This window comes from Fenollaria sp. C0166D3, from assembly GCF_056590255.1.
The window spans coordinates 1-14,476 of the sequence record NZ_JBWPVU010000005.1 but is presented as its reverse complement, the minus strand read 5'-3'; the positions used below and the strand labels follow the sequence as shown (position 1 = coordinate 14,476).

Annotated in this window: 9 protein-coding genes, 2 tRNA genes and 1 other RNA gene; 6 read left to right on the top strand and 6 right to left on the bottom strand. The window is 41.0% G+C overall.

Annotation, left to right across the window (positions count from 1 at the left end):
* Positions 1 to 15 precede the first annotated feature (15 nt).
* Positions 16 to 2,172, bottom strand: a complete 2,157-nt coding sequence (gene ftsH, locus AC1EJ0_RS04480; protein WP_480023507.1) for an ATP-dependent zinc metalloprotease FtsH — start codon at positions 2,170 to 2,172, stop codon at positions 16 to 18.
* A gap of 166 nt (positions 2,173 to 2,338) precedes the next feature.
* Positions 2,339 to 5,107 (bottom strand): phosphodiester glycosidase family protein, encoded by a 2,769-nt coding sequence (locus AC1EJ0_RS04475; protein WP_480023508.1) that lies wholly within the window; start codon positions 5,105 to 5,107, stop codon positions 2,339 to 2,341.
* Between the two features lie 257 nt (positions 5,108 to 5,364).
* On the opposite strand from AC1EJ0_RS04475, the gene AC1EJ0_RS04470 reads away from it, so the two are divergent.
* A tRNA-Pro gene (locus tag AC1EJ0_RS04470) sits at positions 5,365 to 5,441 on the top strand.
* 885 nt (positions 5,442 to 6,326) lie between these two features.
* On the opposite strand, the gene ffs is transcribed toward AC1EJ0_RS04470, so the two are convergent.
* The 3 genes from ffs to AC1EJ0_RS04455 form a co-directional block, all read right to left on the bottom strand.
* Positions 6,327 to 6,593: signal recognition particle sRNA large type (gene ffs, locus AC1EJ0_RS04465), an RNA gene on the bottom strand.
* A tRNA-Ser gene (locus AC1EJ0_RS04460) sits at positions 6,593 to 6,685 on the bottom strand. Before AC1EJ0_RS04460 ends, ffs begins: the two co-directional genes overlap by 1 nt.
* Positions 6,686 to 6,819: 134 nt before the next feature.
* Positions 6,820 to 8,463: a copper amine oxidase N-terminal domain-containing protein gene (locus AC1EJ0_RS04455; RefSeq protein ID WP_480023509.1), complete on the bottom strand. Its 1,644-nt coding sequence runs from the start codon at positions 8,461 to 8,463 to the stop codon at positions 6,820 to 6,822.
* Positions 8,464 to 8,741: 278 nt separating this feature from the next.
* On the opposite strand from AC1EJ0_RS04455, the gene AC1EJ0_RS04450 reads away from it, so the two are divergent.
* The 3 genes from AC1EJ0_RS04450 (at position 8,742) to AC1EJ0_RS04440 (ending at position 10,740) form a co-directional block, all read left to right on the top strand.
* Positions 8,742 to 9,260 carry an adenine phosphoribosyltransferase gene (locus tag AC1EJ0_RS04450; protein WP_058259599.1) on the top strand — a complete coding sequence of 173 codons (519 nt, stop codon included), beginning with the start codon at positions 8,742 to 8,744 and terminating at the stop codon, positions 9,258 to 9,260.
* A complete protein-coding gene (locus AC1EJ0_RS04445) occupies positions 9,253 to 10,071 on the top strand; it encodes a tRNA 2-thiocytidine biosynthesis TtcA family protein (protein ID WP_480023510.1) in 819 nt (272 codons plus the stop codon). Before AC1EJ0_RS04450 ends, AC1EJ0_RS04445 begins: the two co-directional genes overlap by 8 nt.
* Positions 10,072 to 10,206: 135 nt before the next feature.
* Positions 10,207 to 10,740: a DUF308 domain-containing protein gene (locus tag AC1EJ0_RS04440; RefSeq protein WP_480023511.1), complete on the top strand. Its 534-nt coding sequence runs from the start codon at positions 10,207 to 10,209 to the stop codon at positions 10,738 to 10,740.
* 54 nt (positions 10,741 to 10,794) lie between these two features.
* Here AC1EJ0_RS04440 and AC1EJ0_RS04435 read toward each other — a convergent pair whose 3' ends face one another.
* Positions 10,795 to 11,625, bottom strand: a complete 831-nt coding sequence (locus AC1EJ0_RS04435) for a mechanosensitive ion channel family protein (RefSeq protein ID WP_480023512.1) — start codon at positions 11,623 to 11,625, stop codon at positions 10,795 to 10,797.
* A 173-nt stretch (positions 11,626 to 11,798) separates the two neighbouring features.
* On the opposite strand from AC1EJ0_RS04435, the gene AC1EJ0_RS04430 reads away from it, so the two are divergent.
* The gene (locus tag AC1EJ0_RS04430; protein WP_480023513.1) at positions 11,799 to 12,344 is read left to right on the top strand and encodes a LemA family protein; all 546 of its coding nucleotides are present in this window, start codon (positions 11,799 to 11,801) and stop codon (positions 12,342 to 12,344) included.
* Positions 12,344 to 14,107 carry a DUF2207 family protein gene (locus AC1EJ0_RS04425; protein WP_480023514.1) on the top strand — a complete coding sequence of 588 codons (1,764 nt, stop codon included), beginning with the start codon at positions 12,344 to 12,346 and terminating at the stop codon, positions 14,105 to 14,107. The genes AC1EJ0_RS04430 and AC1EJ0_RS04425 overlap by 1 nt, the downstream gene beginning before the upstream one ends.
* The last annotated feature ends 369 nt before the right edge of the window (positions 14,108 to 14,476 follow it).

Sequence of the window (14,476 nt, the reverse complement as noted above, 5' to 3'; positions counted from 1 at the left end):
TCCTACTCCTTATTTTTATATATTACTATCCTCTTCTACGATTATGGCCTTGCCACTATCGTCATTTTTCTCATCTTGAGTATTTTCGTCTTCTTTAGTAGAATCACTTTCTCTAGTAGAATCGCTATCAATAGTAAAATCACTTTCTTTAGTAGAATCACTTTCAATAGTAGATTCACTTTCTGTAGTATTTTCGCTTACTTCGCCATTTGCGCCATTAGCATCACCATTGCCATCACCATTAGCATTATCGTCTTCATTAAAGATCTTCATAAACTCTTCTCCGCTGATGGTTTCTTTCTCGATAAGGTATTTTGAAATCTTATCAAGCTTAGTCCTATTCTCACTAAGTATGCGTTTTGCCTCTTCATAAGCTTCTGCAATAAGGTTTTTAACGATATCGTCGACCTTGGCAAAAGTGTCTTGGCTCGCTGTAAGCTCGCCTGCGCCTCCTAGGTAGCGGTTTCCCTCGCTCATTAGGCTCATCATAGGGAAGTCGTCGCTCATGCCGTAGCGCATAACCATGTTTCTAGCGATGTTTGTGATTTGCTCTATATCATTGCTTGCGCCAGTCGTAATTACGCCAAAGACTATATCCTCAGCGGCTCTACCGCCTGATGCAGTAACCATCATATTGAAGAGCTCTTCCTTGTCCATAAGGAACTTTTCTTCTGTATCTGACTGTAGTGTATAGCCGAGTGCGCCCGATGTCCTTGGTATGATGGTGATCTTCTCAACTGGAGCGCTCTTCTTTTGAACAGCTGCGACTATCGCGTGACCAACTTCGTGGTAACTGATCATTTCACGCTCTTTCTTTGAGATAATCATAGTTTTTCTTTGATAGCCAACTATAACTACTTCGACCGACTCTTGTAAATCCTCTTGTATTACATAATCTCTTTTGTTTCTAACTGCTCTAAGCGCCGCTTCATTCACGATATTTGCAAGGTCCGCGCCCGATGCGCCTGCTGTGAGTAGACCTATCTTTTTAAAGTCTACATCGTCTGACATCTTTATGTTTCTTGAGTGTACCTTTAATACAGCTATTCTACCATTAAGATCAGGTAATTCAACTGGTATACGTCTATCGAAACGACCTGGACGTAATAAGGCTGGGTCAAGTACTTCTGGTCTATTTGTTGCCGCAAGTACCACTATACCTTTTTTGGAGTCGAAGCCGTCCATCTCTGTAAGTAATTGGTTTAGAGCTTGCTCTCTCTCGTCGTTTGAGGAGAAAGATCCTTCACGTGACTTACCTATGGCGTCAATCTCATCTATAAATATGATGCATGGCGCCTTCTCTTGCGCTTCTTTGAATAATTCTCTAACTCTCTTGGCTGCAAGACCCACGAACATCTCTACGAAGGATGAACCCGATATGGAGATGAATGGCACGTCTGCTTCGCCCGCAACTGCTTGTGCTAGAAGGGTTTTACCTGTGCCCGGAGGTCCTACAAGTAAGGCTCCTTTAGGAAGGTTGGCGCCTATCTTGGCGTACCTTTCTGGGTAGTGAAGGAAGTCGACTATCTCTAGAAGCATCTCCTTCGCTTCTTCTTGGCCCGCAACGTCTTCGAAAGTCTTCTTTTGCTGTCCCTTTACATAAACTTTGGCGCCCGATTTGCCGAAGCCAAATTTATCAAGGCCGCCGCCCATATCCTTGAATAAAATTCTGGATAGAACGAGACCCATAATCAAAAATGTCGCTATCGGTAGTAGGAAGCCCAAGATTTTTACTAGGATCGATGGCTCTTCGATGATCTCGCTACCGAAGTGAACGCCCTTTGCCTCAAGCTTTTCTGTAAGGCCGTCGTAGTCCCACTCGCCTGTGATGAAGACTCTAAGCTCTTCGTCTTCACTCTTGCTTATGGCCTTGCCACTTTTATCTAATTTTGCTTTTTCAAATTTTAATTTCTTGTCATTGTCTTTATCGCGAACGGCCACGTAATCGGGCTTAAGCTGAAATACAATGTTGCCGCCCATCTTTTGCACCTTGTCAACAACGCCCTCGTCAATCGCTTCCAAAAAGGCATCGTAAGTGACCTTCTCAACATTCGGCTTCATGATGTCCTTCATGAAGAAGACGTTGAAGAAGTAGGCAATGATTAGTATAACTATATAGTAATAGACGAGAGACTTCTTAGGTCCCTTCTTGTCTTTATTGTTCTTGTCCATGTTCTCACTCCTTTATTAAGTATATATACCCATTCGGCCATATACTTAGCTATTTTAATTTTAACACAAAAATCTATTTTTTTCAATAAAGCAAGGCAGAAAAAAAGAACTGCTCTCACAGTCCTTTTCATTTAATCTATTCTATAATAATAGTCTCTATACCATATTAATAGTTAGCGATAGTGTATGCACTTGCGTTTGGATTGAAAGTGAATTGCACGTAGCTCCTCTTAACTAGGTCTGCCTTTGTCTTGATAGGCTTGTTAAAGACGTTAATGTATCTAACCTTGTCAAGCACTTTGACTGACGCTTCGTTTGAGCCGGCAACGACGTAAACGTTTTTACCCATGTCGGCAAGCTCTTTAAGCTTCGCGTGAAGTAATTCTGCTTCCTTCTTGTCAGTGAAGCCGCCCTTGCCAAAGACAGGGCTAGTCATAGTCACGACAACGTTCTTTTGCGTGATGTTCTTCAGACTGCCTGTGATGTAGGACCACTCTTTTGCGTCGGAAAGCCTTAGTGACCTCTTCGAAGTATTTAGGTTTAGTATAAAGGCGTTTGTCGTTGCACTTGTCGAGAAAACGTTTCCATTCTTAAGAAGGTTTTTCGAAACTGCCTTCTTCAAGGCGCTGTCGTAGCTATTAAGCGTAATGCCTGTGTCAACTTTATTCATCTTATTGATTATGGCAGCCTTGGCGCCAGCAAAATTTTTGTCTTGATTAGCGTCGTAGCCTGTAACCACTAGGTATTCGCCGCCACTAGCCTTTGCTAAAAAGCCGTTTTGACTATCTGCCAAGACGGATGAATTGTCGATGGCGTTTTCAAATTTGTGTTCATATAGTAAATCGATTGCGTCGACCAAGATCTTTGACTTGACCATGGCAGAGTTATTGGAGCTGCCAATGTAGATGTTTAGTAGGCTATATGGATACGCCTCGTTATCAGGAATTTCTGCTTCAAGGTATCTGTAGTCACTAAAATTAATCTTTTCAGTGAAAGTGATTTGCTCAGCAAAACCTTCGCTGTCCTTGATAGTCGCCTTAAGCATGGCGCCCTTCGCGTCGCCCTTGACCCAGATGCCAAGCCTCTTTGGCTTTCCTTCTAAAACTGGAGCCTTCTTGAAGCTTATATAAGCAGCTCTTGAGTCATCAAGCTTAGAAAAGTCATAGTTTAGCTCAAGTGCTCCGTTTCCTTGCTTAGCGACCTTAGAAATTTTTAGGCTAGCTGCCACCTTGTCAGCCGGGAAGCTCGATGCCTTAATATTATCAAGGCTTTCAAAGTCAAGTAGCGGCTTTGTATTGAAGCCAATAGTTACTGGGATGTTCTTATAAGTATTTTTATAGCCCATAGTGATGTAGCCGTAGCCAATATTATTTGATGCAGTGAAAACATTTCCGCTCATCGCACCAACTTTGCCCCAGATGGAGAAATTAATGCTCGAAGTCGGTATCTTCGCGCTGCGGCCTTGATTATCTAGACCGACGATGTCTTTGATAGTGTATTTATCGCCAGGTTTTGCGTTTATGCTCTCAATCGAGCTTCTTAGCTCTACCGGCTCTGAATATACTTCGATGTTTTTCGTGTCGCTCGCACCTTGGTAAGATACAGTCACTTGCGAAACGCCTTGACTAGCGCCAATGAAGCTGCCTCCTGCGCAAGATGCACCATTCGTAGCGCTTGCACTTACTGCATTTGCGTCAACTCTAACTGGATTGTTGTTTGCGTCGTAAGCTTTAACACTGTAGCCTACTGGTACGCCAGGGAAAGCCTTGTCAGTATCAAGCTCAAGCTCAATTCTTTGTGCAGCGCCTGGATTGTCGTTCGAGAAAACGCCAACGCCCGATACAACAGCTCTTGGAGTGCCGCCCGATGGCTTGTTGATGATCTCAGCCGAGTCCATCGCCTTAGTCTTTTTGACCATGGTAGTCGATCCGCCGCCATCAAGGTTCATCGCGTTGTAGCAGCCGAAGCTCTTAAAGAGTTCGCCGAATTCCTTTTGAGTCAGACCTGCATAGCCATTCCTTCCGTCAACAGTGATGATGACTATCTTTGAGCCGTCTTGAGTGACGCCGATACCAGTCCTTGGGTGCCTGCCTTTATTAACAATATTAGTTTGCATTGCTACGCCATCTTTTAAGATGATCGAGCCGCCGCCCATAGCGAATTTTAGACCATTGTGGTCAACATTTGAAGTGACTTGTAATTCAAGCGGAGTGCCAAGAGTTAGACTTGCTAGAGGCGAGTCATTTTGGCTAAGTACATAGCCATCTTGAGGGATGTCAAAAGGCTCGCCATTCGTTCTAATGTCAGCAACAACGCCATTAACCACAAGGATTTCAGTCATGTTCGCAGCCTTAGCGCCGAAACTCTTCTTGCCCCAGTCCCTTGTTAATAGAGATAAGTATTTGTAGCCACCGTAAGCCTTGTTGTAGCCGCTAACGTGGTATTTTGCACCAGTAAGCTGATTTAAGATGTCAACAGATTGAGTGATGTAGCCCACATGCGAGTCGCCAGCACTGCTTTGGTAGAAGACAGGCAGATTGTTCTTGCCCTCTTGAGCCGAGCTGATAAGTTTGCCGTCATTCACGATCACGCCAAGCGTCGATGGATGCGGTTGGTAGTTGAAGTAGTCGCCGTTAACACCAGCAACAGCGCCACTTACAGAGACCATGTCCTTAACATTCGACCTGTGAGATACACCTTCAGTGTTAAACATCGCCTTGATCTCGTTCATGCCGCTAGTCGCGTCAATCGTCAAGACATTTAAGTTTTGCCAGCCCTCAGAGGTGAACCTCTCGATGTTCGCGCGATGCACGCCGCTCGCCAAATACTCTTCCTTTCTTTCTTCGTTAATTATATAAGCTAAAGAACTTTGACTTAAAATCGAAAATGCAAGCGTTGCGCTCAGAGCGATACTTGCTATGCGTTTAAATTTCATTTTATCCTTCCTTTCTATCATACGTCTCCATTATATAACAAAATGCACTAACTTTGTTAATATTCGTGCAATTGTAACTATTTTGAAATATTGAGAATGGTTTTGTCTGCTGCCTATTAAGATAAAATAAAAATATTGTAAATTCGTGAGATAATAGAAGAAAAACTATAATAATAGTAGTTTTAATGAGAAAATAAGATTTATCTTCACTTGCAAGAATGTATAGAGAACGGTATAATAGGTGAGTAATATTTCGGCGGGGTGTAGCGCAGTTTGGTAGCGCACGTGGTTTGGGACCATGGGGCCGGGAGTTCGAACCTTCTCACCCCGACCATACAAAAAACGACTAAACAATTGTTTAGTCGTTTTTTTATTTCGCATTCGATTTGCGCCTAAGGCTCGCGCGCTCACTCCCTTCCTTGCGGAGTACCTTCAGTACACCTCAGTCGGTCGTTCGTTATGCTTCGCCTTATCCATCAAATCGCTCTGCGAAATACACGAAGTATTAATTACATCTAATTCTAATTACTTAAATTGATTGTAAAGACAAAAAAATATTTAGACTAAATTACATATTTTATATCTATTCAATATACATTTACGTAAGCAATGGACATCGAAAAGTATTTTACTCGCTTGCTGCGTCTACAAAAACTGATATAGATATCGAAAAGTGTATTACTTGTGACTTAGGCTTCGCAAATTGGAAATTTCTAAAAGCTCGTTCACTTGCAAAACCATATTCGTTCGCTACGCTCAGCTAGATGGTTTTGGAAGAACCTCGTTCTTGCGAACGAGAACCTTGGTGCAAGACACTTGGCCAGTTCACTTCGCTAATAAATTTCACAATTTGTTCAGATGCGTCACTTCGTTAATAGCACTTTTCTCTTATTTAATAGAGAAAACAAAATTTTAATCTTAAATAAGTTGCGCTCGTGAAAATCAATTTTCTCATTATTGCGCTTTTGCAGATCAAACAAGTTCAAGGCGTATTATTTCTTATTTTGATCAATTTTTTATCACCTATCGCATCAACATACATATACGCGGGAGTTCGCAGAGCAAACGAGATGATTGGACGAAGTGGACTGACGAGGCAAGCGGAGCGTACAAATGCGTACTCGAGCATTGCCGAGGAGGGAACGAGTTCAAGGGCTCGTTTGAATGCGAAATCCAAAGTAAAAAGGGTCAGCATTTGCTGACCCTTTGATTATTATGTAAGTGCACCCGACTCCGTGCGCCCCCTCCAAGTGTTACCACAACAGACAGCTCCCGAACGGCACCCTCGCGGCACACACAAATACATACTTATCGCTGCTTCCGCCAGGACCTGACGAGGTTCGTAAGATTTATGTTGCGCAAGAACCCTTCGTTCAACACCTCTTATTGTGGGCAAGCCCCACAGAAGACGCCCTCGGTCGGGAATTCATTCCAAATATAGCGGATTTATGGTTACAGGATGCCGCTACCTTCCCAACTAGCACGTGGCGGAGAGAAGGGGATTCGAACCCCTGATACGCTTAATCACGTATACCCGCTTTCCAGGCGAGCGCCTTCAACCAACTCAACCATCTCTCCATGCCGATTGTTTTACAAAGTTTCTTAACTTGACTTAACCATTATAGTATAAATAGCCTATCTTGTCAAGATATATTATTTAAGCAAAAAAGATCCGCCCATATCAATGAGCGGACCCCTTAGGACTTTATAAATTATTTACTTAATACTCTTCTTGTTAAGTTAACTTGCTTCATAACTGGATCCCAGATGATGTCAGTACCATCTATTAGACCAAGTGCTCTAGCAACGTTAGCAATTGGAAGCATTGTTCTACTGTTATTGATTTCAGGCTTAACATCACTTGTGTAAGTTACGCCATTAACAATCATCTTGTTAGACTTTATAGGTATTTCAACTCTTTGAGTTAAATCCCAGATAACAACAGTTTTTGTTTCAGGAACCCAAGATACTTGTAGACCAAGTGCTTCAGCAACATATCTTAGTGGAAGCATTACTCTGCCGTTTTTAACGTATGCAGCAACATCCATTTGATGAGTAGTAGTAACGTTCTTGTTCACCTTAGTAAACACGTTTGAACCAACGTTTATAGTTGCGCTTGCTTCGTAAACTTGTGGAGTCTTTTCTTCAACTGGCTTCTTTTCTTCCTCTTCTTTTTCTTCTTTTACTTTGTCTTTCTTGTCTCTATGATATCTATAGTAATAGTAGTCATCATAGTAATAAGGGTAAGCATCAGTAAATTCTACGTAAACAGTTACATTGCTTGCTGGCATTGTGAATTCATCACTTGTGTTGAAATTATATCTACTATAGTTATAGTATCCGAAGTCATATCTGTAGTCATAGTAGTCTCTGTAGTGATCTCTGTGTTTATAATATAAGTATTCTTCATAATTATCATATCTGTTAGAATAGTTTCTATCGTAATCATCTAAATATCTGTAATAATAGTTGTCGTATCTGTTATACCAGTCATAATCATATCTATCTGTCCAGTAGTCGTAGTCTTCATAGTATCTGTAGTGGCTTGGATATTCATAACGTAAGAATTCTCTGTAGCTATCGTATTTTCTTAAGTAATAACTATTATTTTCATATTTGTTTAAATATTTATAATAGTCATTGTATCTTCCATAATATCCGTTACCATAGTAATATTTGTATGGGTTGCTTCTTAAAACTCTTGTTTCTTTTGTTGCTCTGTTATAAACAGATACCTTGCTAACTACATAGCCATAGTTTGGTTCAGCTGTTACTGTGATAGTTTCATTTTCTTTAGCTGTTCTTTTGCTTACTGTGAATGATCCGTGATTTGTGTATGCTTTAGATATAGTGTATTCTTCTGTTCCTGGCTTTGGTTGTGGTTTGTCATCTGGTTTTTTATCGTCTTCAGCTTTTTTTACTTCTAATTCAGGTGATTTATAAACTTTTTTACCAGCAACTTCTGTGGCTGTAACCTCAGCGTTATTTAAAGTAACTTTTAAAGTATCAGCAAATTTAGCTTTGTCTCCTTTAGGTGCTATAGTGAAAGTATAAGTATATTTACCTTCTTTAAACTTTCCACTTGCTTCTTCATCGCCCTTATACCATTTGCCAAATGTTACTGTTGCATTTTCTCCTTCAACAGTTAATTTAGGATTTGGGATAGCATCTCCAACTTTTAATTCGCCAGTAATATCAGATTTTATTTTTACATCTTTGATTTCATCTTGCTTTTCGTCTTGCTTTTCATCAACTACTGGTGTATCGGCATCCCCAGCAAATACATTCATTGGCATAACTGCTACTAGCATAACGAATACCATTAGCATAGCCAAAATATTTCTAAACTTTTTCATACTACTACCTCCTTAGTGTAGAATAATTTTGAAAGTCCTAAATAATTCTTTCTTATCTATATTATACTTCTTAATTAAACCATTTGCAATATAAAAAAAGATTTTTTAATCAAAATGTAATATAATATTATACTATGCTAAAGGCGTTTAATATAAATTCTATCAATAACAATTTTTGACGCAGTGGCAAGACCATAACCATCACCATAAACATAAAGATAATACAAAACGATTGCCATAAACTATAATAAGTGGTATAATACTCTTTGGGTGATAATATGGATTTAAAAAGCACTATAAGGGTGATTGAAGGCTTCCCGAAGGAAGGGATTTCGTTTAAGGACATAACTACGCTTCTTAAGGATAAGGACGCTTTCAAGTACGCTGTAGATGAATTAGAAAAGAATATCGAGGGTCTTGGCGCTGAATACATCGTTGGACCTGAGGCGAGGGGCTTCATGCTTGGCTGCGCGCTTAGCTACAAGATGGGTCTTGGCTTTATTCCTGTTAGAAAGAAGGGCAAGCTGCCTGCTGAGACTGTGTCGTACTCGTATGAAAAGGAATATGGCACTGACACTATCGAGATTCACAAGGACGCGATCAAGCCGGGCACTAAGGTTGTTGTTATTGATGACCTGCTTGCGACTGGAGGAACTGTTGAAGCTGTTAAGGACCTTCTTGTGAAGATGGGTGCGGAGATTGTTGCTTTTGAGTTTTTGATTGAACTAACTGACCTTAAGGGCCGCGACAAGCTTAAGGGCTACAAGGTCGACTCTTTAATCACATATAATGTATAGTATAGAAAAAAAAGAGATTGAGCGCTTCATCATCAAGAGCTACAGAAAGGAGCTTTGGAAGAAATTTCTTAAGGCGATAAATGATTTTAATCTGATTGAGGAGGGTGACAAGGTCTTGGTCGCTATCAGTGGCGGCAAGGACTCGATCCTTCTTGCGAAGATGTTTGAGGAGCTTAAGAAGCACTCGATTTTTAAATTTGATGTCTGCTACGTGAGCATGGACCCGGGCTTTACTAAGGAGAACAGGGACAAGCTTGAGGAGCTATGCAAATTCTTGGGCATAGACATACAAATATTTGAAACGGACATATTTCAAGTGGCTGAGAAGCTTGCGGGCGACTACCCGTGCTACATGTGTGCTCGTATGCGCCGCGGCGCCCTTTATGGCAAGGCGAAGGAGCTTGGTTGCAACAAGGTCGCTTTGGGTCATCATATGAATGATGTGGTTGAGACGACGCTTATGAACATGCTATACGCTGGCACTTTCAAGACGATGCGCCCGATACTCGATAGCCAAAACTTTGAAGGGCTCAAACTGATTAGGCCTATGTACTACATAAGGGAAGATGACATTAAGAGATGGCTTAAGAGAAGTGATCTCAAGGCTTTGGACTGCGCCTGCTCTGTTACGAAGAAGAGAAGTGGCAATATACGCTACGAGATCAAGGACCTTGTCGCCGAGCTTATGGAGAAGAATAATATGGCGGAGAGAAATATTTTGAATAGTGCGATGAATATTAATTTGGACTCTTGCGTGGCTTGGGAAAAAGATGGGAAGAAATTTCTTCTGGGAGAAGAGATAGATAAATAGTTTGCATTCAATTGAATTATACACAGAAAAATGGTCGGATCACTCCGGCCATTTTCATTTTGGTACATTTCAATAATATTGACCATACAATTTTTCACTATATGGGGGTATTATTATAGCAAAGGAGGTCTTATTATGACAGAAAATAAGAAAAAAGTCGATTGGATTTCGCTAATCATAGGAATAATTTTCATTTTTATTGCCTTCATAGCATTCAAAAATCCACTAGCCAGTGTAGCTTCACTTGTGATTTATTTCGGGCTAAGTGCTATATTCAAAGGAGTCGGTGGCCTTATAATACATCACAATATCAAAAAGTACACTAGACTAAACATCAACATATTCATGTGGACAAGTATACTAGACATTTTACTAGGAATTATAATCGTATCAAACATACCGTCCATGGTTATGTCGCTTCCATATGCGTTTGCAATTTGGTTTATAATTGACTCAGTCAATGACCTATTCTACGGAAAGTATTTGAAGGAGATCAATGGCGGACTTTATGGACTAAATATCGCTATAAACATCATCTCGATTATACTTGGTATAATGATGATACACAACCCTCTAGGCGCGACATTTACACTTGTTTACCTAATTGGTATGTACTTTATAATAAGTGGTGTTAAGTATATAGTTCACGCATTTGAATATCAATATTAATATCTTCATCAAAAGAATGGCCGGAGTGATCCGACCATTTTTCTTTTGCTTATCTTATTTATTTAATGTTAAAGTTTTATCTAAAACTTTAACCCCATTCTTCTTAAGCTCCTCTAAAGCTACTTCCCTCATTAGCCTTTCAACTCTCCATTGCTCACCCGGAATAGTTTTGGCCGCACAGGAGATAATTATACCATTGCTATTAAAATCAGTGATGCCCCAGACATTAACCCCTTCAATAACGGCGTGGTCCTCATCAACTTTTTTCAGTGCCTTCGTCAAGATGTCGATCGCCATTTGCGCGTCTGCGTCATAAGCTATAGGCACTGTAATTAGCGCTCTTTGAACATTTTTGTTCCTGTTAGTCACGACTCTGATCTCGCCATTGGGGATGACGTGCAGCTCACCAGTATAATCACGGATAGTCGTTGTACGCAGACCAATCTTCTCAACAGTACCAGTCTTGCCCGCCACAGTGATGTCGTCGCCAAGTACAAAGCTATCTTCAAGCATCAAAAATATACCGCTGATGATGTCCTCAACGAGGCTCTTCGCTCCAAAGGAGATCGCGATACCCCCTATCCCAGCAGTTGTAATGATCGCCGAAGTGTTGACACCGAATATCCTTAAGGCCGACAAAAACCATGTGAACATGATGATGATTGTCGCGAAGCTCTTCAAAACGCTAAGCACCGTCTTAAGCCTCTTCGCGTCGATGGTTCTGAGCTTGTCGTACTTTTTCTTGGCAAGCCTACCTATGATGAAGCTTATAATCTTCACTATAATCAAGGCGATGACGAAGTATAAAAGCACAAGGGCGATCTTGCCCAAAGTGTTCAGCGTGCCCGCCTCGGTCAAAAAACGTAATTTTATTTTATCAAACATATGATTCTCCCCTCTCTACCTATCTATTTTATCACAAGACGCCTCCATTATCAAGAATAGCTGTGCCACGAAGACCATATTTATATATAATAAGAAGAAAATTAAAATACTTTACATTTTCCTTACAATTTTTGGGTAATATAATAAGGAAAAGATATAAAAGGAGGAAAGTTATGTTTATAATAATTTTAGCAGCAATAGTAGTGATTTTAATCTCTTACTTTATCGGCCAACAAAGGCGTTTCGTATTTTTGGAAGAAAACGTTGACAACTCTCTTGCCAACATCTCTGTCAATCTTAACTCGCGTTGGGATGCTCTAAAGGCGCTTGCTAGTGCGGTTAAGGCTTACTCTTCACACGAGTACGAATCCCTTGTAGGCATCATCGAAAAGCGTAGACCAGTTCTTAAAACTGCTGACGATGTCAATGGCGATGAGGCTCTTCTTGAAGGAGCTCTATCTAGGATAAATGCAGTTGCAGAGAGCTATCCAGAGCTAAAAGCCTCAGAGCTTTATACTAAGACTATGGACTCGATTAACGACTACGAAAATAAAGTTAGAATCAGCCGCATGGTTTACAACGACTCAGTTACAAAGCTTAACAGAAACGTTAAGATGTTCCCATCATCACTAGTTGCTTCGATGCTAAACGTGCATCCAAGAGAGTACTTAACTGTTGATGAGAACAAAAAGGACATGCCTGATTTGGAGTTTAGATAATGAAAAAAGTACTCGCGACTATCCTCGCAGCTATAATTATAGTTTTTTCTGTAAATATCTATGCTGCCTCGGATAGTATTGACTCGATTGAGATAAAAGCCACGCTAATGGATGACGGCGCGCTTATGGTGACTGAGGTTTGGAAGGCTAGAGCCGGATCAGGCACTGAGTTTTTCATACCTAAGAGCCACATGCGAGATATAGTCATCATGGATTTTAAAGTTTCCGATGAGAGCGGCCCATACGAGACCATTGACAAGTGGAACGTCGATTGGACCTTTGGCGAAAAAGCGCGCAAATGCGGTATACACGGCACCTCTGACGGTGTCGAGCTTTGCTTTGGCAAGAGCGATCTTCACAAGAACAAAACTTATACTTTGACTTACACCATGAGGAAAGCGGCCCAAAGTTTTGATGATATGGACGGATTTAACATTCGCTTCGTCAATGACCAGATGAATCCCGCTCCAGAAAAAGTTTCTTTCGAGCTAAGTTTGGAAAATGGCGAGATAAACGAGAACAACGCTCGTGTTTGGGGCTTCGGTTCAGACACGCCAATCGTTTTTGAGGGCGGCAAGGTCGTCGTTCACGAGATAAATGATTTTGGTCCAGAAAATCACCTAACAGTTTTGTTCGGTCTTGAAAAAAATATCATTCACCCTATTAGCATAGGTAGCGGAAGCTTTGAAGATTTGAAAAACACTGCACTTGAAGGCTCAGACTATAATAATCGTGAAGAAGATATTGAAGAAGAAAATAATTATGATAATAATAAAGACAATTACTATTATCCAGAATATAATGGCAATTTCGTCACAAGATTTATTGGCACAGCTAACCCCATTGTCATACCGATAATTTTAATTTTTATTGCGTCAATCTTTTCCATGATTATGTCGGGAATTAAAAAATCCATGATAAATTCTGAGAATAGACTGCCGAGAGACGTAAACTATTGGCGTGATTTGCCGATGAATGGAAATATTTTGCTTAACAGCGGCATTTATTGGGTAAATGATAGTTTTTCTGTGACAAATGTGGTCGCTGCCTATTTTCTAAAATGGATTAAGGACGGAAATTTAGAGCCTGTCAAGGAAAAATTTACTAAGGGACTGATTTTCAAAAAGGATGTTCTTGAAGACTGCTTTAAAATTATTAGAGCGCCCGAGGGTGATGACGTGATGGAAGATTGGCTATATAAGCTGATTACAAGTGCGTCGGGCGATGACCTCATACTTAGAAACGATGAGCTAACGAGGGCTTTTAGCCGCGGCGATCTTGCGGAAAGGTTCGTTAAAAGCTACAAGGAAAATGCGTTTTATGCAGCTGAAAAATCTAAGCTATTGTATAAGAAGCCGGGCTTTTTATTCTTAAGCTACGATGTTTTCACTGAGCAAGGTCGGAGCGAAGCCATTAAACAAAAAGGATTTATAAAGTTTTTGAAGGATTTCACTTTGATTAATGAGCGTGAAGCAGTAGAAGTCGCTCTATGGGACGAATATTTAGTGCTTGCGGCTTTGTTTGGACTTGGAGAAAAAGTTTTAGAAAAGTTCAAAAGCCTTGATCCGAGCTACACTTACGCTGGATATACAGGCCTTGACCCAGTTATTTTGTATCACGTTGTGAATAATGTCGGCACATCAGTGAACCACGCCTACCAAAGCAATCGCTCATCATCAGCCTCACATGGAGGCGGAGGTTCTATGTCCTCTGGTGGAGGCGGGGGATTCTCTGCCGGCGGAAGTGGCGGTGGCGGACGGTAAGCTTCGTAGGATTTTACGTTCAATTGGCGCCTGAAACTCGTTCGCTTCTCGGCAATGCTCGAGTACATTTGTACACTCCGCTTGCCTCGAAGCTCCACTTCGTCTCATCCATCCAATTGCTCCGTAAAATCTGTTTGATCAGGCCCTTTCGCTCTGCAAACTCTAGTTGCGGTGCTGGCGGCGGAGGCGGTTGTGGATAAATTATTTTTAAAGATATTCTATATATTTAAATCCACTTCGTCTCATCCATCCTAGCGTAAAGGTTCACGTATATTTATGGACGGGGTTCTTCAATCTGTTTGATCAGGCCCTTTCGCTCTGCAAACTCTAGTTGCGGTGCTGGCGGCGGAGGCGGTTGTGGATAAATTA